We start from the raw sequence: 23,210 nt of genomic DNA, 5'->3' as shown, positions 1-23,210 counted from the left end.
CGAGCACTTCCGGTCAATCCAGAAGCGCCATGACCGGCATTGAAGGTTTTATCCAGAAGGCCTGCAAAAGCTTGATACAGCTTGGCTGAGCCCTGTGACGAACAAGAGGGGAGACGATGAAGGCAGTTATTTTGGCGGGCGGCCTGGGCACGCGCATCAGTGAGGAGTCGCACCTCAAACCCAAGCCGATGATTGAAATCGGCGGCAAGCCAATTCTCTGGCACATCATGAAGCAGTACTCCGCTCACGGGATCCATGACTTCGTGATTTGCCTGGGCTACAAGGGCTACGCGATCAAGGACTTCTTCGCCAACTACTTCCTGCATACCTCCGACGTCACGTTCGACATGTGCAATAACCGCATGGACGTTCACCAGAACTACAGCGAGCCATGGCGCGTGACCCTGATCGACACGGGCGAAGACACCATGACCGGTGGCCGCCTGCGTCGCGCCGCCCGTTATCTGGAAGGCGAACAGGCATTCTGCTTTACCTACGGCGATGGCGTTTCCGACCTTAATATCGGCGCCCTGGTGGACTTTCACCTGAGCCACGGCAAACTCGCGACCGTCACCGCTGTGCAGCCACCGGGCCGTTACGGCGCCCTGGAGCGCGACGGTGACAGCGTCAAAGGTTTCATTGAAAAACCGCGCGGTGACGGCGGCTGGATCAATGGCGGTTTTTTTGTCCTGTCGCCAAAAGTGCTGCCGTACATCGCTGACGACCAGACCTCCTGGGAGGCCGAGCCGCTGGCCGCGCTGGCCGACGAACAACAGCTGCAAGCGTTTCAGCACGACGGCTTCTGGCATCCGATGGACACCCTGCGCGATAAAAACCACCTTGAGCAGTTGTGGCTGAGCGGGGAGGCCCCATGGAAACAATGGGACTGAGTCCGGAATTCTGGCGTGGCAAGCGGGTTCTGCTGACGGGCCACACCGGTTTCAAAGGCAGTTGGCTGACGTTGTGGCTGCAAAGTCTCGGCGCGAAAGTCAGTGGGTTTTCCCTCGATCCGTCCACCGAGCCGAGCCTGTTTGAACTGGCGCGTGTGCACGAAGGCATCAACGATCAGCGCGGCGACCTGCGTGACCTGGGTGCCTTGCTCGAGTTGATCACCGAAACCCAACCGGAAATCGTCCTGCACCTGGCGGCCCAACCGCTGGTGCGCGAGGGTTATCGCGATCCGCTGGGGACTTACTCCAGCAACGTCATGGGCACCCTCAATCTGCTCGAAGCGATCCGTCAGGTCGGCGGCGTGCGTGCTTGTGTGCTGGTGACCACCGACAAGGTCTACGCCAACCAGGAATGGTTGTGGCCATATCGTGAAAACGAAGCGCTCGGCGGCCACGATCCTTACAGCAGCAGCAAGGCCTGCTGCGAGTTGCTGGCGCAGTCTTATGCAGCGTCGTTCTTCCCGGCCGAAAAATATGCCGAACACGGTCTGGCGTTGGCCACGGCCCGAGCCGGCAACGTGTTGGGCGGTGGTGATTTTGCCCCTGAGCGTTTGATTCCCGATGTCCTGAAAGCCTGGTCCGCCGATGAACCGGTGACCCTGCGTTACCCGCAAGCGGTCCGCCCGTGGCAACACGCGCTGGAGCCCTTGGCCGGTTACCTGCAACTGGCCGCTGGCCTTTACGAGCGAGGTCCCGAGTTCGCCGGTGCGTGGAACTTCGGCCCGGGCGAAGCGGACATGTGCAGCGTCGGCGAAGTCGTCAAACTGCTCGCCGATCGCTGGCCGCAAGCGCGTGGATTGCGCATCGAACCGAGTGATTTGCACGAAGCAGGCCTGTTGCGCCTGGACAGCAGCCGCGCCCGTCAACTGTTGGCCTGGCAACCGCGCTGGTCGTTGCAGCAATGCCTGACCCAAACCCTCGATTGGCATCTGGCCTGGCAAAACGGCGACGACATGCGTGACGTCACGTTGGGCCAGCTGAACCTGTACCGAGGCGCGCTGTGAGCGAATTTTTGTTGAAAGCCCTACCGCTGAAGGGCTTGTTCAGCGTGCAGCACAAACGCTTTGAAGACGATCGCGGGCACTTCGCCCGGTTGTTCTGCGAGGGCAGCCTGAGTGCCTTTGGCGAGGCGTTTCATATTCGCCAGATCAATCATTCCTGCACCCGCGCACGCGGGAGTGTGCGTGGTTTGCATTACCAGAATGCCAACGCGCCGGAAGCCAAGCTGATCACCTGCCTGCGCGGTGAGGTCTGGGATGTGGCGGTGGACTTGCGACCGAACTCCGCAACCTTCCTGCACTGGCACGCCGAACACCTGCGTGCCGGCGATGGCCGCAGCCTGCTCATTCCTGCCGGATTCGCCCACGGCTTCCAGACCCTGACCGACGACGCCGAATTGCTTTATCTGCACAGCGCCGACTACGCGCCGGAGCACGAAGGCGGTTTGTCGGTGAACGATCCACGGCTGGCGATTGCCTGGCCGTTGCCTGTCAATAATCTGTCAGCCAGGGACGCCAGCCATCCCTTGCTCGATGAACGCTTCGCTGGAGTGCGTCTATGAACTGCCGTGGTTGCGGAACTCCTTTGGCCTTGCCGCTGATCGATCTCGGCACCTCGCCGCCGTCGAACGCCTACGTCCGTGCCGATCAGCTGGAACAGGCCGAACAATGGGTGCCGCTGAAGGTCGCGGTGTGTCAGCAGTGCTGGTTGGTGCAAACCGAGGATTACACCAGCGCCGACAGCCTGTTCGATGCCGAGTATGCTTATTTCAGTTCGTTCTCCAGCACCTGGCTGGCGCATGCCGATCGCTACGTCGCCGAGATGGTCGAGCGTTTCGGCCTGACCGCCGACAGCCGTGTGGTGGAAATCGCCGCCAATGACGGTTATCTGTTGCAGTACGTCGCCGGCCGCGGCATCCCTTGCCTGGGCGTTGAGCCGACCCGCAGCACCGCGCAAGCGGCGCGCGAAAAAGGCCTGGAAATCCGCGAGTTGTTCTTCGGCCGAAACACCGCTGCGCAATTGGTCGGTGAAGGCTGGTCCGCGGACCTGATGGCTGCCAACAACGTGTTGGCCCACGTGCCGGACATCAATGATTTCCTCGGTGGTTTCGCGACCTTGCTCAAGCCGACCGGCGTGGCAACGTTCGAGTTTCCGCAACTGCTGGCGCTGATGGCCGGGCAGCAGTTCGACACGCTGTATCACGAGCACTATTCCTACCTGTCCCTGACCGCCGTGCATACATTGTGCGAACGCAACGGTCTGGAAGTCTTCGACGTCAGTCAGCTGTCGACCCATGGCGGTTCGTTGCGGGTCTTCGTCCAGCGGGCTGATGGTGTTCGTCGTGACGTGCAGCCTGCGGTTGCTCGGCAATTGCAGGCCGAACTCGTCGCCGGGGTGAAAACGCCCGAGTACTACGCGACCCTCGCGCCGGCCGCCGAACGTATCAAACACGAACTGCTGCGCTTTCTGCTCAAGGCCAAGGCTGACGGCAAGCGTGTGGTCGGTTACGGTGCCGCCGCCAAGGGCAACACCTTGCTCAACTACGCCGGGGTCAAACCGGACCTGCTGGCCTGGGTCGCCGACGCCAACCCGCACAAGCAGGGCAAGTACCTGCCGGGCAGTCGCATTCCGATTGTTTCGCCGGCGCAGATCGAGTTGGAAAAACCGGATTACGTGCTGGTATTGCCGTGGAACCTGTTGCACGAAGTCAGCCAGCAGCTGGCTCAGGTGCGTCAGTGGGATGGTCGCTTCGTGATCGCCGTGCCTGAGTTGACCGTCCTGTGAAAGTGCTGGTGACCGGTGCTACCGGGTTCGTTGGCCGCCATTTGGTCGCGGCGTTGCTCGCCCGTGGCTGCGCAGTTCGCGCGGTGGCGCGCAACGCCGAAACCGCAGCGAGCTTGCCGTGGATCAATGCCGTGGAGTTCATCAAGGCTGATATTCACGGCGCAGACCTGGACATCGGCGCATTGACCAATGGTATCGACGCCTTGGCGCATTTGGCCTGGCCGGGCTTGCCCAACTATCAGGCGCTGTTTCACTTCGAGCACAACCTGATGGCCGATTACCGCTTCATCAAGGGCGCGGTCGAGGCGGGCGTACCCCAAGTGCTGGTCACCGGCACCTGCTTCGAATACGGGATGCAAAGCGGGCCGCTCAACGAGCAGACCGCGCCGCAGCCGGGCAACCCATACGGGTTGGCCAAAAATACCCTGCGCCTGTTCCTCGAAAACCTGCAGCGGGTTCAACCGTTCACGCTGCAATGGGCGCGGCTGTTTTACCTGCACGGCGCGGGGCAAAACCCCAACAGTCTGCTCGCAGCGCTGGACCGGGCGATCGATGCCGGCGACCAGTGCTTCAACATGTCGGGCGGCGAACAATTGCGCGATTACCTGGCGATCGAGACGGCTGCCGGTTACCTCGCGGCGATCATGCAACAGCGTGACTTCGACGGTGTGATCAATTGCGCCAGCGGCCAGCCGGTTTCGGTGCGGGCGCTGGTCGAACAGCGTGTGCGTGAACGCGGCGCGGCGATCGATTTGAACCTGGGTCATTACCCATACCCGACCCACGAACCGATGGCGTTCTGGGGCGTGGCGGACCGTTTGCAACAGCTACTGGGAGCAGAGCATGAGGCATGAGTTGTATCGGGTCGCCGACCTGCCGGTGTTGCAGAACCGGACCTTTGCCGACCCGGCGTCGGCCAGGGCCTCGGCGAGCGCCGACATGGTGCTGGTACAGGATGAAAAGAGCGGGTTGATCTTCAACCAGGCCTTCGATGCCGACAAGCTCAGCTACGACGCCGACTACCAGAACGAGCAGGCGCATTCGGGCCAGTTCCAGAAGCACCTGAGCGATGTCGAAGGCATCATTGCCCGTCACTTCAAGGGGCAGGAACTGATCGAAGTCGGCTGCGGCAAAGGCTACTTTCTCGAACTGCTCAAAGGTCTGGGCTACGCCATCACCGGCATCGACCCGGCCTACGAAGGCAACAACGCCGACGTGATCAAGGCGCCGTTCACCCGTGGCCTCGGCCTGGCGGCAGATGCCATCGTGCTGCGTCATGTGCTGGAACACATCCAGGACCCGGTGAGTTTTCTGGCCGAGATGGCCGACGCCAATCAGGGCGGGCAGATCTACATCGAGGTGCCGTGCTTCGACTGGATCCTCGAACACCGCGCCTGGTTCGACCTGTTCTATGAGCATGTCAATTATTTCCGCCTCGATGACCTGCGCCGGATGTTCGGCACCGTGCATGAGGCCGGTCACCTGTTCGGTGGCCAATACCTGTACATCGTCGCGGACCTTGCGACCTTGCGCCTGACCCCGGAACAACCGGTGTCACGCCTGGACCTGCCGCGTGCCTTCACCGGCAGCCTCGAGCGCGCGGTGCAAATCATTCAGGCAAACCCGGAGCAGGGTTCGGCGATCTGGGGCGCGTCGTCCAAAGGCGTGATCTATTCGCTGTTCCTGCAACGGGCCGGTGTGGCGGTGGATCGCGTGGTGGATATCAACCCGGCCAAACAGGGGCGCTATCTGCCCCTGAGCGGCGCGCGCGTGTCCTCGCCCCAAGAGGCGATGGACGCCTTGCCCGAAGGCGCCAACCTGTTTGTGATGAACTCCAACTACCTCGAAGAAATCAAGCGGATGACCGGTGGACGCTACGTCTATCACGCCGTAGACAGCGCTTCGTTCCAGTGACTATTGAGACTTATAAAATGACCGACAACACCATCAATAAAGCGTTCGAAGCCGAGTGCCAGGCAGAAATCGCGCGTCAGGGCGATGACCAGAAACTGACGGGTCTGGCCCGGGATTTCTTCAACGAATCGGCCAGACACAAATACAGCTACCACTTCTCGTGGATGGGGCGCCCGATCATTCAGCTGCCGCAAGACATGATGGCGATGCAAGAGATCATCTGGCAGGTCAAGCCGGACCTGGTGATCGAATGCGGCATCGCCCATGGCGGCTCGATCATCTACTACGCGTCCCTGCTGGAGCTGCAAGGTCACGGCGAAGTGCTGGGCATCGACCTCGACATCCGTGCACACAACCGCGAAGCCATCGAAAGCCATCCGATGAGCAAGCGCATCTCGATGATCGAAGGTTCGAGTATCGACCCGACTATCGCCGCACAAGTGCGCGCCGCGGCCGAGGGCAAGAAAGTCATTCTGGTACTGGACTCCAACCACACCCACGATCACGTGCTCGAAGAACTGCGTTTGTATGCGCCGCTGGTGTCGGTGGGCAGCTACTGCGTCGTCATGGACACCGTGGTCGAAGACATGCCGGAAGATGCGTTCCCGGACCGTCCTTGGGGCCCGGGCGATAACCCGAAAACCGCGGTCTGGGCCTACCTGGAAGAAAACCGCGATTTCGAAATTGACCGCGCGATGGATAACAAGCTGCTGATTTCAGTGGCGCCGGATGGCTACCTGCGCCGCGTGCGTTAAGCGACACCTTTATTCAAGCGTTCAACGGGCAATCGGTCTGTGGTGGGGAAGGATATGCAAGGCATTTACGGTTCTGAAAACACGCTGCCCCTGAGTGAACTGTTCACTCTGGTGCTGATTTCACACAATCGCCCGGCGTTTTTGCGCAGGGCATTGCAGTTCTACAGCACATTGCCTTGCAAAATTCTGGTCCTCGATTCATCGACCGTTGCGCTGGAGGGCGCGGCTGCGATCGCGGACACCGTCGACTACCGGCATTTGCCGCAGTTTGGATACTGGGGAATCCAGACCAAACTGGTGTACGGCGTCGAGCAGGTCACCACGCCGTATATGGTCTTCGCCTCCGACGATGATTTTCTGCTGCACGGTGCCCTTACCGAGTCCGTGAACTTCCTCGAAGCCAACCCGGACTACGGTCTGTGCCATGGCTATTGCCTGATGTACCTGACCCACTCCAACTATGTGCAGTACTACCGTCGTGACAAAAAAGTGCACGAGGACTACAACGCCGAGCGCGGTCAGGATCGTGTACTCGATTACATGAGCCAGTACATTCCGCCGTTCTATGCGGTTCACCGCACCTCGTTGCTGCGTGACTGGTATCAGGCGTTGCCTGAAAAAACGATCTTCGAGTGGCAGGAAATCGGGCATGTCTACTACATGCTGGCTCGGGCCAAGGCGCGGATTCTCCCGTCGCCTTACGTGGTGCGTGAGGTCAACTATGGCCGCTCGGATCACAACACCGAAATCATGACGACCCTGACCTTCAAGGATGCGCGTTCAGTGGCGGAGCGCGAGCGCTTTGCCGGTTTTCTGGCGTCGCTGCCGACCGGCATCAGTGGCCTGGATGAACAACAGACTGCAGAGGTTGCCCTGCAGAGCTTCGCCGTCCTGGCCGAAAGCCTGACAACCCGTAAGGCGCTGACCATCGAACCGATTTTCGAGTCTTACTGGAAGGATCCGACGGTGGAACCGAAGCGCGTCTTCGGGCCTCAGCAATACGTCGAAATGCCGTTCTACAACAGCGCTTTCTTTGAACAACTCACGCAATGCGAGTTTCTCCTGCATGCGATGCCGGCCGGGCGTTTGCAACTCGAAGAAATGGAAGGCGCATTGCTCAAGCAAGAGGCCTTGCAGCGCACCTACTCCAATGACAGTTCGGCAACGATCCAGAACCGTCTGCTTGAAGCGGTGCAGTTGGGAGCCTTCAACCGCCGGGTGGTGCAAAAACTGGCGCAGCAGTTGCGGCAGATGGACGAGCCTGCCGATGCGCAGGTGCTGACCGACTGGGTTCAGCGTCTGGACAGTGTGCCGACCTTCGACAGTCGCCAGTTGCTCGACACGATGCCTTCGGGACGTCTGCACAACTGGCTGCAAGCCCGGCAACCGAACGACACCGCGGTGAGGAGGATCAACCAGCACCTGGCGGCTAACGACGGGGGGCCTCAGTTCGGCATTCTGCTGCTCGATCTGGACGCAGACATGGACAAACTCCAGGTCACTCTGGATAGCCTCATGGAGAGTGCATTCCGGGCGTTCAAGGTGGTGATCTTCACCACGGGCGACTTGCCTGTCGTCACCACTGCACAGAACACCCTGCATTTCGTCAAAGTCACGACGGCCAATTACGTCGACAAGCTGAACCAGATCGCTCGCCAGTCGACTTCGGACTGGCTGCTGCTGGCCGAGGCGGGTGACGAATTCACCGCAGCCGGTTTCTTGCGCGCCAGTCTCGAGTTGCAGAACGCCGAGGGTTGCCGTGCGGTGGCGATGGACGAAATTCATCGCCAGGCCAATGGCACGCTGGTCGATGTGTTCCGTCCAGCCTTCAATCTCGACCTGTTGCAGAGCATGCCGGCACTCGTTGCGCGGCACTGGCTGATTCGCCGTGAAACGCTGGTGGAGGTCGGTGGTTTTGCCCGCGAACTCACCTCGGCACTCGAGTTCGACCTGCTGCTGCGCTTGGTCGAAACCGGTGGCCTGGCCGGTCTTGCCCATTTGGCCGAGCCGTTGCTGATCACTGCCGCACCTGATTTCGCACCCAATGATCACGAGCGTCAGGCGTTGGTTCGTCATCTGGCGACGCGCGGTTATCAGGCCCAGGTCAGCACCGAAGTGTCGGGTGGTTACCGTATCGACTACCGTCATACCGGTCGCCCGAAGGTGTCGATCATCATCCATAGCGAGGACAACCTCGAGCACTTGCAGCGCTGCCTGGTCAGCGTCTTGCAGCGCACACGCTATCAACATAATGAAATCGTCATTGCCGATAACCACAGCCAGTCCACCGAGCTTCTCGCCTGGCTCGACAACCTGGAGAAAAACGGTGCCGGCCGGATTCGTCTGGTCAAGGCCGCACATCGCCTGAGCGCGTCAGCCCTGATCAACCTGGCCGTCGAGCAGGCGCAAGGGGAATACCTGGTGCTGCTGGCGGCGGACGCCGAAGTGGTCAACGCGAACTGGATCGAGGCGTTACTCAATCAGGCCCAGCGTCCCGAAGTCGGGGTGGTCGGTGCCAAGCTGCTGGATCGTGAAGGCCGTGTGACCGGTGCCGGCCTGATTCTGGGGCTCAACGGCGAGGTCGCTTCACCCTTCATCGGCGAGAAAAAGGACGCGTCGGGCTATATGCGCAGACTGCTCGTCGAACAGAATTATTCGGCCGTCAGCGGTGCCTGCCTGATGATTCGCAAGGAAGTTTTCGTTGCCCTCGGCGGGCTGGATCGTGAGCATTTCGATGAGGTGTACGCCGATGTCGATCTCTGCCTGAAAGTCGCCGACGCTGGTTTGCTCACGGTGTGGACGCCGCAGGTTCAGATTGCCCACCCGGGAACCTTGCCGAACGATCCAAATGCAGTGGCCGCCCTGCGTGACAAGTGGCAGGCGCGCTTTGCGCACGATGAGGCTTACAACCAGAACCTGGCTTTGACCGGCAAGGGCTTTACCCTCGGTGACGCGTCCAGTGTGAACTGGGCGCAGTTGCTTGCATAAGCTGTCTGATCAAATAAAAGGACTGAAGCCATGTGCAACAACGACCAATTGATGTTCAAAAGTGCGCGTAGTTGCCGGATCGTCGGGCGTTGCGTCGAGTCACGGACATGACGCCTTTCCGGATTCCCTACGGCCGGCAGAACATTGATCAGGCAGATATCGACGCCGTGATGGAAGTGCTCAAATCGCCCTGGCTGACGCAGGGGCCGACCATCGAGCGCTTCGAAAAGGCCTTGGCCAAACGCTGTCAGGCGGAGCATGCGGTCGCCGTGTGCAACGCTACCGCGGCGTTGCACATCGCTTGCCTGGTTGCGGATCTTGGCCCGGGAGATTACCTCTGGACCAGTCCGAACACGTTCGTCGCGTCGGCCAATTGCGCTCGCTACTGTGGCGCCGACGTCGATTTCGTCGACATTGACCCGCGCACCCTGAACCTTGATGCGAAGTTGCTCGCAGAAAAACTCGAAGTGGCCGAAGCCGCCGGAAAGCTGCCCAAAGTGGTGATTGCGGTCGCGTTCGCCGGACAGAGCTGCGACATGCGCGTCATCGCGCAGTTATCCGAGCGCTATGGCTTCACGCTGATCGAGGATGCTTCTCATGCGGTGGGGGCTTCGTACCTGGGACGGCCGGTAGGCTGTGGCCAATACGCCGCCATGACCATTTTCAGCTTTCATCCGGTCAAAATCATTACCAGCGCCGAGGGTGGCATGGTACTGACCAACAATGCCGAGTATGCCGAGCGTCTGCGGCGGCTGCGCAGTCATGGCATCACAGGTAACGCTGCACAGATGAAGGTGCCGGAAACGGGGTTGTGGTACTACCAGCAATTGGAGCTGGGGTTCAATTACCGCATGTCTGACTTGCACGCGGCACTCGGGCTCTCGCAAATGGCCCGTCTGGAGGCGTTCGTTACCAAGCGTCGTGAACTGGCTGCCCGCTATGCGACGTTGCTGGCAGGGCTTGCGCTGACATTGCCTATCGAACAGCCGGGCGCCGAGTCTGCCTGGCACCTTTACGTGGTGCGGTTGCAATTACCGCGTATCAAACTCAGTCAGCAGCAAGTATTCGAGGCGTTGCGGGCGGTGGGCCTGGGCGTGAACCTGCACTACATTCCGGTGCATTTGCAGCCTTACTACCGCGAGCAAGGTTTCAAGGATGGCGATTTTCCGCAGGCCGAGGGTTATTTTGCCGAAGCCCTCAGCCTGCCGTTGTACCCCGATATGACGGATGAGCAACAAGATGAAGTGGTTGAGCATCTGAGGCGAATTCTGGGTTGATACTTTTTTGATGACCAATACAACTGGAGTGGCTTTGTGAAAGGGCAGCAGGCAGCACGGGGAGCAGGAGCGCACAGCGCTCGGCCACTGGTTCTGAGCATCGCCGGACGTCGTATCGGTCCGGCCGAGCCTCCTTACATCGTTGCCGAGATGTCAGGGAACCATAACGGCGACATCAACCGTGCCTTTCGCATTATTGAAGCCGCCAAGCTGGCTGGCGCTGATGCGGTCAAGATTCAGACGTACCGAGCCGACACCATCACCATCGACCACTGCGGGGCAGAGTTCATGGTGAGCGGTGGCCTCTGGGATGGACGTCGCCTCTATGAGCTTTATGAAGAAGCGCACACGCCGTGGGCGTGGCACGAAGCGATCTTTGAACATGGCCGCAAGGTCGGGATCACGGTGTTTTCATCGCCCTTCGATGCTACGGCCGTGGACTTCCTCGAGTCTCTTGGTGCACCTGCTTACAAGATCGCATCACCTGAATTGATCGACCTGCCGCTCATTCGCAAGGTGGCGCGCACGGGCAAGCCCATCGTGATGTCCACTGGCATGGCGACGCTGGAGGAAATCGGTGAAGCGATAGAGGCTGCGCGTGGGGCCGGGGCCACGGAAATTGTGGTACTGCACTGCACAGCCGCGTATCCGGCGCCGCCAGAGGAAGCCAATCTGGCAACGATCGCCGAAATCGCCCGGCGTTTCGATGTCGTGGCCGGGCTTTCCGACCATACGCTTGGCACGGTGGTGTCCGCCATTGCAGTGGGGCTAGGGGCGTCTTTCATTGAAAAACATTTCACCCTTGCCCGCGCAGAGGGTGGGGTCGATAGTGCCTTTTCGCTGGAGCCCGCAGAACTGGCCGAGCTCGTGACGACGGCGCGCATCGCCCATGTGGCGGTCGGTGCTCCCGCATTCGAACCCACGCGGTCGGAAGAAATTGTCCTGAAAAATCGCCGTTCACTCTATGTCGTGGCGCCTGTCGCCAAGGGCGAGACGTTGACGGAGGAAAATGTGCGCTCTATCCGTCCCGGCAACGGACTCAAACCCAAGTTTTTCGAAGCAGTGCTTGGGCGCAGGGCGGTGCGTGCGCTTGCCTTTGGCGAGCCACTCGACGCCTCGATGTTCGAAGGGGGAATTGATACATGACTGGCACACCGACCGCTGTTGCGATCATTCCTGCCAGAGGGGGCAGCAAGCGAATCCCGCGTAAAAACATCCGCCTGTTTCGCGGTCGGCCCATGCTGGCCTGGTCCATCGAAGCGGCGCTCGAATCTGGTGCCTTCGACACCGTCATGGTCAGCACCGATGATCCGGAGATTGCAGAAATTTCGCGCGCCCTGGGTGCCGAAGTGCCATTTCTACGCTCGGCCACCGCGGCAGATGATCACGCCACCACGTCGCAAGTTCTGATTGAAGTGCTGGATCAATACGCCGAGGCGGGTATGCAATTCGATCTTGCCTGCTGCCTTTACCCGACGGCGCCATTCGTGCGGGCACAGGACCTTGCTGGCGGACGCGCGACGCTGCTGGGAAGCCGGTTCGACGTCATCATGCCTGTCGCTGCTTTTTCCTATCCGATCTGGCGCTCGCTGCAACGGGAGGACGATGGATGCATCGCCCTCAACTTCCCTGAAAACCTCAACGCCAGGTCACAGGACCTTCCGATTGCCTATCACGATGCGGGTCAGTGGTACTGGTTCCGCACCGAGGCATTTCTGCGCGATCACGTGTTGATGGGGGCGAACACCGGTTCGATCATTCTGCCCGCAATGCAGGTGCAGGATATCGATACCGAGGAAGACTGGGCGCTTGCCGAGTTGAAACATGAAAGGATGTTTTGATGAATGACCAGCGTCTACGCCGGCACGAGCTCGGTTTTCTGGAAGTTGTGGATCGCCCTACAGCAGAGGCCTTGAGCGAATATTATGCGCAGGCTTACTTTCAGAACGCGGCCAGTAGCAGTTTTCGAACATCTTATTCCGAAGAAGAACTCGAGGTCATCGAGCTGCGAATCGCGCAAAAGGCAGGCCAGGCTCGCACGCTCTTGAGTGATGACCAGCCCGGCAGCCTCCTTGATGTCGGTTGCGGTGAAGGCTTCGTGCTCAGGTACTTCGAGCGGCTCGGGTGGCAGGTTCAAGGCATCGACTACAGCCGCGCAGGCGTGCAACAGGTCAATCCGGCTTACGCCGACCATGTTGAGCAAGGAGATGTTTTCGAACTGCTCGAGGCCCGTATCGCGTCTGAAAAACAATACGATCTGGTCTGGCTGGGCAACGTGCTCGAGCATGTTCTGGATCCTGTCAGCCTGCTGCAATCACTGCGCTGTTTAGTGGCTCCAGACGGGCTTCTTGTAGTGACTGTTCCGAACGACGGCACTCCTTATCACGAGGAACTGTACGCGACGGGCACGATACCTGACCGGTTCTGGATCGCTGTGCCCGATCATCTATCGTACTTCACCGCTGACAGCCTGCGCCGAACGGCCGAGGCAACGGGCTGGGATTGCCTTTCGATTCAGGGCGATTTCCCGATCGACCTGTTTCTCGCACATGACGGATCAAACTACGTCGCCGATCGTTCCCAAGGGGCGGCAGCCCACCGGGCCCGGTTGATGCTCGAACGGCTGATCGGCCAGGCCGGCATCGAGGCATCCAATCGCTTCTACGCTGCACTCGTTGATGTGGGGTTCGGTCGCAACCTGACCGCGTTCTTTAGACCGAAACCCTGAGGATTCACTACATGACAGACCAAACCATTCGAACACTGGTGGGCTCGACGCAGTCCGAGACTGACCGCAAGCAGATGCTTGTCGATCGCCTTCGCGCCTCACGGATTCCCGATCGCGAGCTGCTGGACAACATCGGCCTCTACCTCACGCGACAAACGCTGTCGCGGATCAACTTCATGCAAATGCTCTATCAGATGATCGTGCCCGTTCACGGAACCATCATGGAGTTTGGCGTGCGTTGGGGGCAGAACATGGCATTGTTCTCCACATTGAGAGGGATACACGAGCCCTTCAATTACAACCGCAAGATCGTCGGCTTCGATACTTTTGAAGGTTTTCCTTCGGTGGCGCCTGAGGATGGCGGTAGCGTACAGGCGGGGGACTACGGCGTTGTAGAGAACTGGAAAGAGGAGCTCGAGGATATCCTTGGCTTCCACACGCAAAATGCGCCAATTCCACACAAGAAAAAGCATGAGCTGGTTCAAGGGGATGCCACGCTGACGCTTCCCGGATATCTCAAGAATCATCCTGAAACCATCGTGGCACTGGCCTATTTTGACTTCGATATTTATAAGCCGACCCGCGATTGTCTCGAGGCGATCCTGCCGTATTTGACCAAGGGCAGCATTCTGGCGTTTGACGAGCTCAATACAGAGCAATTTCCCGGCGAAACCATCGCCGTGCGCGAAGTACTGGGGTTGTCTCGTTACGCCATACGGCGTGATCCATCCAACCCGCTGACTTCGTATCTGGTGATCGAATGAGTACAGAGGCCATTCGATACCAGGTGATGCCGACTCCGACGCTATCGGACGGGCTGCTTGAGGTCCGAGCGGTTCAACCGGCTGACATCGAAGCGATCCGGCAATGGCGAAATGCCCAGATGGACGTGCTGCGCCAAACGGCTCCGATCTCGCGAGACCAGCAGGCGCACTATTTTGCCGAGCATGTCTGGCCGCAGACCGAAAGCCTGGAGCCGTCGCAGGTGTTGGTCGCGCTGGAACGTGCTGGTGTCTTGATCGGGTACGGTGGGCTGGTCCACATTTCCTGGGCGAATCGCCGGGCCGAGGTTTCATTTTTGCTCACCCCGGAACTCGAAAAGAACTCAGACGAACTCATCGCCCTGTTTTTGCGTTTCCTTGACTTGATGAAACGACTGGCCTTTGATGATCTCGGACTGCGGCGCCTGTGCACCGAAACGTTTGCGCACCGCACTCGCCACATCGCGACCCTTGAGGCATCGGGGTTCCAATGTGAGGGACGTTTGCGCGAGCACGTGCTGATTGACGGTAAACCCACTGACTCGTTTGCCCACGGCTTGCTCGCCTGCGAATGGAAGAATGGCCAGTGAACGACAATCAGACGCCCTTGAAAGGCACGGCTCGGCATGTGCTCGTCACCTCGGCTTCGCGTAAGGCACCGTTGGTGCGTGCGATGCAGGACGCTGTCCGGCGGATACATCCCGAGGCTCGCGTGATTGCTGGCGATCTTGATCCTGAAGCCCCCGCGCGCTATGTGGCTGACGGGTTCTGGCAGATGCCACCCGTGACTGACGCTGAGCTGCCGGCGCTGATTCAAGGCTGTCGCGAGCGAGGGATTACGGTGGTTTTTCCGACTCGCGATGGCGAGTTGGCCTTTTGGGCGCGCCACCGTGCAACGCTCTGTGAAGCGGGAATCTCAGTCGTCGTTTCCAACCCCGAGGCCGTTGAGCGTTGCCTCGATAAACTCGCTTTCGCTCGCTTCGGCAAACAGGTAGGCCTGCCGGTCATTGAGGCGGCGATGACACCCGAGGTCGTCGGAGCCGGACCTTACGTGGTCAAAGAGCGTTACGGCGCGGGTTCCCGGGCGATCGGGCTTGATTTGCCTATCGATGCCGCTCGCCATCACGCGAAAAACCTGGAGGCTCCGATCTATCAGGCGTTTGTGCCCGGGCCGGAAATCAGTATCGACGGCTGGCTTGATCGCGAAGGTTCGGTGGTGGGTGTCCTGCTGCGCCGACGCGACCGTGTGATCGCTGGCGAATCGCAGATAACGACCACTTTTCGCAATGAAGTGCTTGAGCGTGAAGCCGTTCGTGCCCTGGAGGCGCTGGACTTGCGCGGTCCCGTGGTGATGCAAGCCATCGTCATTGGCGACACGATGCGCATCATTGAATGCAATCCTCGTTTTGGCGGTGCCTCCACCACCGCCATTGCGGCTGGGCTGGACGTCCTTTACTGGAGCCTTGGCGAGGCTTTCGGGCTGGGGCTGTCACCTGTTTTCAAACGTATTGCCGGCGAGGTCAGACAAATTCGTCTGCCCGCCGATCTGGTGCTGCATGATCCTGATTTTTGACCTTGACGATACGCTCTATGACGAGAGCAGCTTCGTCACTAGCGGGTTGGGCGCCGTGGCCCGCCATGGCGAGGATGTCTTCGGCTGGAACGCTGAACGTTCGCTGGGTTTGATGCTGAACGTGCTGCAGCGCGAGGGGCGAGGGCGGGTATTCGACCGATGGCTTGAGTCGCATGGACAGTGGTCGAAGGCTCGCGTGACCGCGTGCGTGAACATCTATCGCCATCATCGCCCGAGTCTCGAATTGTTCCCCGCTGCCCGCGCCGTACTTGATCGGTACCGTGGGCAAGTTCCGCTCTATCTCGTCACTGACGGGCACAAGATCGTGCAGAGAAACAAAGTCGATGCACTGGCGCTCTTTTCAACGTTTCGACGGGTCCTGATCACGCATCGTTTTGGTATCCGCCATGCCAAGCCGTCCCTTCACTGCTTCGAGCGTATTCGCCAGGCAGAAGGCTGTCGCTGGGCCGACATGGTTTATGTCGGTGACAACCCCTCCAAGGATTTCGTCAACCTCAACCCTCTGGGGGCATTGACCGTTCGGGTGCAGACCGGTGGGCATCGCAACGTCGTGGCGCTGCCGGGCTACGATGCGCAAGTATCCATCCCGGACCTTGACGCACTCCCAAGCGTCCTGGCCGCACACTTTCAGGCCGCTGCGCCCTTTGGTCGAATAGCCTCTTATGGCGCTGATTCGGCAAAATAGCGTGACCTGCGAGTCATAACGCGCATCTTCACTGTATTGTATTAATAGGGAAGGTGGCGCCTGGCCTGTTTTGGGTCCAGTGATAGCCTTTTATTCTTCCCGTTGTCGCCTCGATGAGGCGGTGTTTTTATCCGTTTGTCGGCGCCCCTCGAATCATTACGAGCGGTGGTATTGGGCTGTTTATTATTGGGAAGCCGTAATGATTGGCATAAAAAGCATTGCGAGCTACGTTCCTGTAGCCGGCGTGGACAATTACGCACAAGGTGCAAAATTCGAAAAGGATGAAGAATTCATCCTGGGCAAGATCGGTTCGGCCTTCCTACCGCGCAAAGACGCCGGTCAGGAAACCTCGGACCTGTGTGTCGAAGCAGCCAACGCGCTGTTCGCCAACAATCCCGACTTGAAACGTGAAGACATCGACGTACTGATCGTCGTTACCCAGAACGGCGACGAAGAAGGCCTGCCGCACACCGCAGCCATCGTTCAGGACAAACTGGGCCTGCCGACCACTGTCGCCGCGTTCGATATTTCCCTGGGCTGCTCCGGCTACGTCTACGGCATCTACGCGATCAAGGGTTTCATGGAAGCCGCGGGCTTGAAGAATGGCCTGTTGATCACCGCTGATCCGTACTCGAAAATCGTCGATCCGGAAGACCGCAACACCACCATGTTGTTTGGTGATGCCGCCACCGCGACCTGGATGGGTGAAAACGCGCCATGGCAATTGGGCAAGGCCAAGTTTGGCACCGACGGTTCCGGGGCGCCGCATCTGAAGGTGACTGACGGGGTGTTCTTCATGAACGGTCGTCAGGTGTTCAATTTTGCACTGCTTAAAGTTCCGGCGCATTTGCACGAACTGCTGGCCGATTCGCAGCTGACCGCTGACGATATCGATGCTTTTTGCATCCACCAGGGAAGTGCTGCGATTGTCGATGCCGTGGCGCGACGTTTCGAAGGGGAGCCGGAGAAGTTCATCAAAGACATGGTCGAGACCGGCAACACGGTGTCGTCGAGCATCCCGCTGCTGCTGGAAAAACACGTGCTCGATTCCACCTGGAAGCGCGTGGCGTTGAGCGGTTTCGGCGTTGGTTTGTCATGGGGTTCGGCGATTATCTATCGCCCTTGATCCTTCAAAAGCCAGGCACAAAAAAAGCGTTCAAGGTGTAACCTTGAGCGCTATTTTTTTGCACGAATGAAAAGCGAGGCTCCATGAGCGAGTTCTTTGAGCGCAACGGCGAGTTGATTCAGCGGCGCTGGCCCAAGGTCTGGCATCGACTGTCGGTGGAGAACAGTGCCGCCTTGCACGCTGATCTGGTGGAAGGCCTGGGCTCGACGTTGAGCATCGATGGCATTCAGTTGACCAGTCGCCATGATCGAACTCGCGAAGCGTTGCTTCAGGCCGACAGCTTGCCCGTGGACAGTCCGGTGGTGCATGTCTATGGCACCGGGCTGGGTGATTTACAGCTGCAATTGCTGGAGCGTGCCGGGCTTGAGCGTTTGTACGTACACATTCTGAACGGCGCGGTGTTTGCCCTGGTGCTGCAACTGCTCGATCAACAGCCGTGGCTCGGGGATTCGCGAGTGGTGCTGCTGTACGCCGGCGATCTGGCGGAAATCCAGTTGCCGTTCTTCGCGTTGCCTTCGGAGCTGGTGCTGGCGGACGACTTCAACGCCAAGATCCGCGACCGTTTGATCAGTGAAACCCACTTGACCTTCAACAATCGCGATTTCGCTGCCGACAATCCGCAAATTGCCGAGCGATTGCAGGCGTGTGTCGAGCGTGTTCGCGCCGATGCCGATGCAGCCGAGCTGTTTGCCACCTGTTCCGGCAGAGAGGTGTTTGTCATTGGCACCGGGCCGAGCCTGGAACAGCACTTCGACACGCTGCGTACGCTACGGGAACAGGCGCTGCGGCCGCTGTTCATTTGCGTCGATACCGCCTACCGGCCACTTGTCGCGCATGGGATCAGACCGGATGTGGTGGTCACGATCGATCAGCGTATCTCGACGCGACATTTGCCGTGCGATGACACGAGCGATATCACGCTGGTCTACATGCCTACGGTCGATCCAGAGGTTTTGGGAGGCTGGCAAGGCAAGCGTTACGTGGCCTACTCCGCCAGTCCTGTCTACAAGGATATGCGCCAGTTATTGCCCAAGGCCCAACTCTTTGTCGGTGGCAGTGTGATTCACCCGGCGGTGGACCTGGCGGTACACATGGGTGCCAGCCAGATCACTCTGTTCGGTGCCGACTTTGCTTTCCCGAACAACAAGACCCATGCCGGCTGGAATGACGGTGATCTTGGGCCGCAAGTGGGCGCTGCCCGGCACTGGGTCCTTGATGGTCACGGTCGGCGGGTCAAGACGCAGCTCAATTTCCGCAGTTACTTGTGCGAGCTGGAACGGTACATCGCCGGGTACCCTGGGGTGACTTTCTATAACAGCAGTCGGGCAGGGGCGATGATCGTCGGCACGACGTTTCACCCGGAGCTCACACGATGACTGAAACCTCCCTGGTTGCCGAGGCGCGGCAGTGTGCTGTTTTGTTCCGTCTTGGGCGAGATGTCGAAGCTGCGCTGATCATGGTCCAGATATGCAGTGATGTGCAGTCCGCGATGGGGTGTGAGAATGTCGAGGTTCAATCTCGCTGGACAGTTTTGCTCACTGACATGCTTGCCTGTCAGGAGGCGCAGGATTGGTTGGCACTGGCTGATTATCTCGACCATGAGTTGCCCCAATTGTTGGAAGCGGCCACCGCCGGTTAAGGCTTTTTGACAATATGCCGGTACAGGCGAGTCCTCGCTGTCCCGTTACCGGCAATTCCCTGACGTCACTTTTTTGGATTGGATAGCCGCCAAGCCCTTGTTTCATTGAGGGTGGCAGTGTGATGGCAAATTTTTTTCAAAATGCCCTAAAGCAACCTGCATTCGCGACGATAACTATTACGAAGGTTCTCTAGGCCATACCCGGCGGTTGCCAGGGCCGGAAGCCGCAGTACCCAACCAACGAGGAATTCGTCATGGCTTTGACAGTAAACACCAACACTACTTCGCTGAACGTTCAGAAAAACCTGAACCGCGCTTCCGACGCTCTGTCGACTTCGATGACTCGCCTGTCTTCCGGCCTGAAAATCAACAGCGCTAAAGACGACGCCGCCGGCCTGCAAATCGCTACCCGTATGACCTCGCAGATCCGTGGTCAGACCATGGCTATCAAAAACGCCAACGACGGTGTTTCGATCGCTCAGACCGCTGAAGGCGCTCTGCAAGAATCGTCCAACATCCTGCAGCGTATGCGTGAAATCGCACTGCAATCGCGAAACGACTCCAACGGCACTGCTGACCGTACCGCTCTGGACAAAGAATACAAACAGTCCATCGACGAACTGACCCGTATTGCCAAGTCCACTAACCTGAACGGCAAGGCTCTGATCGACGGTACTGCTGGTGCGATGGAATTCCAGGTTGGTGCGGGTACTACTTCCGACAACCAGATCACCCTGACCCTGTCGACCAGCTTCGACGCCAGCGCCCTGGGCATGACCGGTACTACCATTTCCGGTACTTCCAACGCAGCCAACCACTCGGCAGTACTGTCGGCTGTATCGGCTATCGACGCTGCACTGGCGAACATCAACGCCACTCGTGCTGACCTCGGTGCTGCTCAAAACCGTTTCTCCACCACCATCTCCAACCTGCAAAACATCAACGAAAACGCCGAAGCTGCACGTAGCCGCGTACAAGATACCGACTTCGCTGCTGAAACTGCACAGCTGACCAAGCAACAAACTCTGCAACAAGCTTCTACCGCAGTTCTGGCCCAGGCCAACCAACTGCCATCCGCTGTACTGAAACTGCTTCAGTAATAGCTGGGTGAGTTTTGGCGGGGGAGTGCGCACGCGCGCTCTCTCGCTTTTTTAGTTTAAGAGGTGATGGACATGGATATGAGCGTGAAGCTGAACTTGTCTTATCCAGCTGCGAAGCCGGCGACGACTGTTGCTGACAAGCCGGTGGAGAAGCCTCGAGCCGATGCTGCTACAGTGGCAACGGTCAAGGATGAGCCAAAAGACGCGGTAACCGAGCGGGACAAACTGAAGATGGCCGTTCAGGAAATTGAAAAGTTCGTTCAATCGGTCAAGCGCAACCTGGAGTTCTCGATCGATGAGCCTTCAGGCAAAGTAATTGTTAAAGTGATTGCCAGCGACTCGGGTGAAGTGGTTCGCCAGATCCCCAACGAAGAAGTCCTCAAGCTGGCCAATAGTTTGAATGATGCAAGCAGTCTGTTGTTCAGCGCTAAAGTCTGACAGCTGGCATGAATTTTGTTGCTATGTTCTTTTGGGCGTTGTAATGGTCAAAAGGCCGGCGACACACTGAAGGGAGTCCCACATGGCAAGTCCAATTCTACCGGGTCTGGGGTTAGGCTCCGGGCTTGACACCGGTGCTATCGTCAAAGCCTTGGTTGATGCTGATAAGTCGGCCAAGCAGAGTCAGATCAACCGACAGACGACCACCAATACTTCGCAGATTTCCGGTATCGGGACCCTCAAGAGTGTCCTCGCGAATTTCCAGACCGCGATCAAAAACCTCGGTAGTACCACGACCCCGCAGTTCTTGGGTTACACCGCCACGAGTTCCGATCCCAAAGTGCTGACCTCAGTCGCCAGCAACTCGGCGGTCAACGGCACTTATGTCATCAAGGTCGACACCCTTGCGACCTCGTCCAAAGTGGCGACTGCTGCGTTTGCCGGTGGCCCTAGCAGCGCCATTCCGAGTGGTACGCTCAATATCACTCAAAATGGCATTAGCCGACCTGTCGTCATTCCCGCCGGCGCAACGTTGCAGTCTGTACGGGATGCGATCAACACCCAGCAAGGCGCCAATGGTTTCAGTGCCAACATTGTCACTGACTCTTTCGGTTCGCGTCTGGTCATGGGGTCTACCGTTACCGGTTCAGGCTCCGACATCACGCTCAGTGATATTCCTGGCCTGGAAATCACGGCAGGTCAAAAAATGGGCACCACGCCCACGGCGACCTCGGCCGGTGCCATCGGCGAACTCGCTGCGGACGCCAAGTTCACGGTTGACGGACTGGCAATCACCAGCAAATCCAACACCGTGGACGGCGCTATTTCCGGCCTGACACTGAACCTGGTGGCAGGTGGTGGTGTGACGTCAACTGTGACAGTCGGGCCGAACAGTGACGGTTTGAAAAAATCGGTCCAGGCCTTTGTCGACGCTTACAACCAGGTTGTCACTACCGTCAATACGCTGACCAAGCCCACGCTGGATAAAGATGGCAAGCCAACCGTTGCCGCCGCATTGACCGGTGACCCGCTGGCTCGGGGTATCCTGGCATCGATCCGTGAGCCGTTGGCCAGTACCGGTGCAGGCGACAAACTGACCGTGCTTTCGCAGTTGGGTATTACCACCAACCAGAAAACCGGCGCCCTCGATTTCGACAGTGCCAAGTTCACTACGGCGATGACCACGCAGAAACTGGGTGGTGAGATTCAGACGCTGTTTCTGGGTGACCCGACGGCAACCGGTGATGCGGCCAAGGGTTTGCTGGAACGAATGAATACGATGCTGACGCCTTATACCGTTACCGGCAGCGAAGGCATCCTTGATGCGCGTTCAACGAGCCTGGCGAAGGTTAAAACCAACCTGGCCAGCCAGCAAGAAGCACTGGATCGCCGGATTGAAACGCTGACAGCCGTGCTGACCAAAAAGTACAACGACATGGACACGCTGGTCGGCAAGCTCAAGGCGACGGCGAGCAACATTACCTCGATGTTCGATGCAATGAACGCACAGAAAAACGCTTCATAGCGCGCCAGCGCCAAAAGCCCGGCAGCGAATTCCGCTTGTCGGGCTTTTTTTGTTTAGATCTAAAGATTTTTGACGCGGTGTCGATACACTGGCTATACGAATCACAAAGTTTTGATGAGGTACAGCATGAACCCGATGTTAGCCCTTCGGCAGTACCAGAAGATTGGCGCTCAGGCCCAGACTTCCGAAGCCAGCCCCCATCGCCTGGTGCAAATGCTCATGGAGGGTGGCCTGGATCGCATCGCTCAGGCCAAGGGTGCCATGGAGCGCAAGGATATCCCCAACAAAGGCATTTTCATCGGCAAGGCGATCGGGATCATCGGCGGCTTGCGCGAAGGTCTGGACCTGGAAAATTCTGTTGAGTCTGTGGGGGAGCTGGACAAGCTCTACACCTACATGATGAAGCGTCTGACAGAAGCGAACGTCAAAACCGATCCAAAGATTCTCGACGAAGTCGCCGATCTGCTTCGCACCGTCAAGGACGGCTGGGACGCTATCGCCGCGCCGGGTCCGCAGTTTTAAGGAGATCACCATGAGTCTTGTTTTGCAGCGAATCGAAGAAACCCGTGAAGGCTTGGTCGGTGCCCTGGCCGAGCGAAACTGGGAAGCCATTGGTGAATTGGATCTGGCTTGTCGTTCCTGCATGGAAGATGTCTTGAGTGAAGCTTCGGTGGACGAGGCTGCCTTGCGCGACAATCTTGAGGAGTTGCTGGGGGTGTACAAGCAGCTTCTGGAGGCGGCGACAGGGGAGCGACAAGCAATAGTTGACGAGATGTCGCAGATCCATCAAGCACAGAACGCAGCAAAGGTTTACCATCTGTTTGGCTAATTAATCCCCAGTTAATCCAAACATAGTGCGCCATAAATTTGACTGTGCACGGTTTTTTGACTTAACTAGTGGCTGGTTCCAGATTTCAGGCGTCTACAGGCATAACGTGTCTGCAAG

Annotated in this window: 24 protein-coding genes; all 24 read left to right on the top strand. The window is 58.6% G+C overall.

Going from position 1 to position 23,210, the window contains the following annotated elements; translation table 11 throughout:
* The first annotated feature begins 116 nt into the window (after positions 1–116).
* Positions 117–890: a glucose-1-phosphate cytidylyltransferase gene (gene rfbF / locus Q7W83_RS19170; protein ID WP_150637681.1), complete on the top strand. Its 774-nt coding sequence runs from the start codon at positions 117–119 to the stop codon at positions 888–890.
* Positions 872–1,954, top strand: coding sequence for a CDP-glucose 4,6-dehydratase (gene rfbG / locus Q7W83_RS19165; RefSeq protein WP_150637683.1), 1,083 nt, complete (start codon positions 872–874; stop codon positions 1,952–1,954). The genes rfbF and rfbG overlap by 19 nt, the downstream gene beginning before the upstream one ends.
* Entirely contained in the window at positions 1,951–2,511 is a 561-nt protein-coding gene (locus Q7W83_RS19160) for a dTDP-4-dehydrorhamnose 3,5-epimerase family protein (RefSeq protein ID WP_150630257.1), read from the top strand. Before rfbG ends, Q7W83_RS19160 begins: the two co-directional genes overlap by 4 nt.
* Positions 2,508–3,734, top strand: a complete 1,227-nt coding sequence (locus Q7W83_RS19155) for a class I SAM-dependent methyltransferase (RefSeq protein WP_150630256.1) — start codon at positions 2,508–2,510, stop codon at positions 3,732–3,734. The genes Q7W83_RS19160 and Q7W83_RS19155 overlap by 4 nt, the downstream gene beginning before the upstream one ends.
* Positions 3,731–4,588: an NAD-dependent epimerase/dehydratase family protein gene (locus Q7W83_RS19150; RefSeq protein WP_150630255.1), complete on the top strand. Its 858-nt coding sequence runs from the start codon at positions 3,731–3,733 to the stop codon at positions 4,586–4,588. The genes Q7W83_RS19155 and Q7W83_RS19150 overlap by 4 nt, the downstream gene beginning before the upstream one ends.
* On the top strand, positions 4,578–5,648 hold the full coding sequence (locus tag Q7W83_RS19145; protein ID WP_150630254.1) for a class I SAM-dependent methyltransferase: 1,071 nt from the start codon (positions 4,578–4,580) through the stop codon (positions 5,646–5,648). The genes Q7W83_RS19150 and Q7W83_RS19145 overlap by 11 nt, the downstream gene beginning before the upstream one ends.
* A 17-nt stretch (positions 5,649–5,665) precedes the next feature.
* On the top strand, positions 5,666–6,403 hold the full coding sequence (locus Q7W83_RS19140) for a cephalosporin hydroxylase family protein (protein ID WP_150630253.1): 738 nt from the start codon (positions 5,666–5,668) through the stop codon (positions 6,401–6,403).
* A gap of 54 nt (positions 6,404–6,457) precedes the next feature.
* Entirely contained in the window at positions 6,458–9,391 is a 2,934-nt protein-coding gene (locus Q7W83_RS19135; RefSeq protein WP_150637685.1) for a TIGR00180 family glycosyltransferase, read from the top strand.
* 107 nt (positions 9,392–9,498) lie between these two features.
* The gene (pseC, locus tag Q7W83_RS19130; RefSeq protein WP_150630251.1) at positions 9,499–10,668 is read left to right on the top strand and encodes a UDP-4-amino-4,6-dideoxy-N-acetyl-beta-L-altrosamine transaminase; all 1,170 of its coding nucleotides are present in this window, start codon (positions 9,499–9,501) and stop codon (positions 10,666–10,668) included.
* A gap of 36 nt (positions 10,669–10,704) precedes the next feature.
* Positions 10,705–11,814, top strand: a complete 1,110-nt coding sequence (gene pseI, locus Q7W83_RS19125) for a pseudaminic acid synthase (protein ID WP_224788040.1) — start codon at positions 10,705–10,707, stop codon at positions 11,812–11,814.
* Positions 11,811–12,509 carry a pseudaminic acid cytidylyltransferase gene (pseF, locus tag Q7W83_RS19120; protein ID WP_150637688.1) on the top strand — a complete coding sequence of 233 codons (699 nt, stop codon included), beginning with the start codon at positions 11,811–11,813 and terminating at the stop codon, positions 12,507–12,509. Before pseI ends, pseF begins: the two co-directional genes overlap by 4 nt.
* Positions 12,509–13,396 carry a class I SAM-dependent methyltransferase gene (locus tag Q7W83_RS19115; protein ID WP_150637690.1) on the top strand — a complete coding sequence of 296 codons (888 nt, stop codon included), beginning with the start codon at positions 12,509–12,511 and terminating at the stop codon, positions 13,394–13,396. The genes pseF and Q7W83_RS19115 overlap by 1 nt, the downstream gene beginning before the upstream one ends.
* A gap of 11 nt (positions 13,397–13,407) precedes the next feature.
* Complete coding sequence (locus tag Q7W83_RS19110; RefSeq protein ID WP_150630248.1) at positions 13,408–14,160, top strand: class I SAM-dependent methyltransferase; 753 nt, start codon at positions 13,408–13,410, stop codon at positions 14,158–14,160.
* A complete protein-coding gene (locus Q7W83_RS19105; RefSeq protein WP_150637692.1) occupies positions 14,157–14,747 on the top strand; it encodes a GNAT family N-acetyltransferase in 591 nt (196 codons plus the stop codon). The genes Q7W83_RS19110 and Q7W83_RS19105 overlap by 4 nt, the downstream gene beginning before the upstream one ends.
* Positions 14,744–15,730, top strand: a complete 987-nt coding sequence (locus Q7W83_RS19100) for an ATP-grasp domain-containing protein (RefSeq protein ID WP_473656507.1) — start codon at positions 14,744–14,746, stop codon at positions 15,728–15,730. Before Q7W83_RS19105 ends, Q7W83_RS19100 begins: the two co-directional genes overlap by 4 nt.
* Entirely contained in the window at positions 15,714–16,436 is a 723-nt protein-coding gene (locus tag Q7W83_RS19095; protein ID WP_458377724.1) for an HAD family hydrolase, read from the top strand. The genes Q7W83_RS19100 and Q7W83_RS19095 overlap by 17 nt, the downstream gene beginning before the upstream one ends.
* A gap of 199 nt (positions 16,437–16,635) precedes the next feature.
* The gene (locus tag Q7W83_RS19090) at positions 16,636–17,562 is read left to right on the top strand and encodes a ketoacyl-ACP synthase III (protein ID WP_134421374.1); all 927 of its coding nucleotides are present in this window, start codon (positions 16,636–16,638) and stop codon (positions 17,560–17,562) included.
* Positions 17,563–17,645: 83 nt separating this feature from the next.
* The gene (locus tag Q7W83_RS19085; protein ID WP_473656504.1) at positions 17,646–18,938 is read left to right on the top strand and encodes a motility associated factor glycosyltransferase family protein; all 1,293 of its coding nucleotides are present in this window, start codon (positions 17,646–17,648) and stop codon (positions 18,936–18,938) included.
* On the top strand, positions 18,935–19,201 hold the full coding sequence (locus tag Q7W83_RS19080; protein ID WP_150630242.1) for a hypothetical protein: 267 nt from the start codon (positions 18,935–18,937) through the stop codon (positions 19,199–19,201). Before Q7W83_RS19085 ends, Q7W83_RS19080 begins: the two co-directional genes overlap by 4 nt.
* A 254-nt stretch (positions 19,202–19,455) precedes the next feature.
* Positions 19,456–20,301, top strand: a complete 846-nt coding sequence (locus tag Q7W83_RS19075; RefSeq protein ID WP_008035234.1) for a flagellin domain-containing protein — start codon at positions 19,456–19,458, stop codon at positions 20,299–20,301.
* A 72-nt stretch (positions 20,302–20,373) separates the two neighbouring features.
* The gene (locus tag Q7W83_RS19070) at positions 20,374–20,739 is read left to right on the top strand and encodes a flagellar protein FlaG (protein ID WP_150630241.1); all 366 of its coding nucleotides are present in this window, start codon (positions 20,374–20,376) and stop codon (positions 20,737–20,739) included.
* An 82-nt stretch (positions 20,740–20,821) separates the two neighbouring features.
* Positions 20,822–22,264, top strand: coding sequence for a flagellar filament capping protein FliD (fliD, locus tag Q7W83_RS19065; RefSeq protein WP_150653817.1), 1,443 nt, complete (start codon positions 20,822–20,824; stop codon positions 22,262–22,264).
* Between the two features lie 126 nt (positions 22,265–22,390).
* Positions 22,391–22,786, top strand: coding sequence for a flagellar export chaperone FliS (gene fliS / locus Q7W83_RS19060; protein WP_008035229.1), 396 nt, complete (start codon positions 22,391–22,393; stop codon positions 22,784–22,786).
* A 10-nt stretch (positions 22,787–22,796) separates the two neighbouring features.
* Entirely contained in the window at positions 22,797–23,093 is a 297-nt protein-coding gene (gene fliT / locus Q7W83_RS19055) for a flagellar protein FliT (protein ID WP_017337176.1), read from the top strand.
* Positions 23,094–23,210 lie beyond the last annotated feature (117 nt).

It is taken from the genome of Pseudomonas sp. 300, from assembly GCF_055803035.1.
The sequence above is the reverse complement of the archived record's forward strand: the minus strand, read 5'-3'. Positions and strand labels throughout refer to the sequence as shown.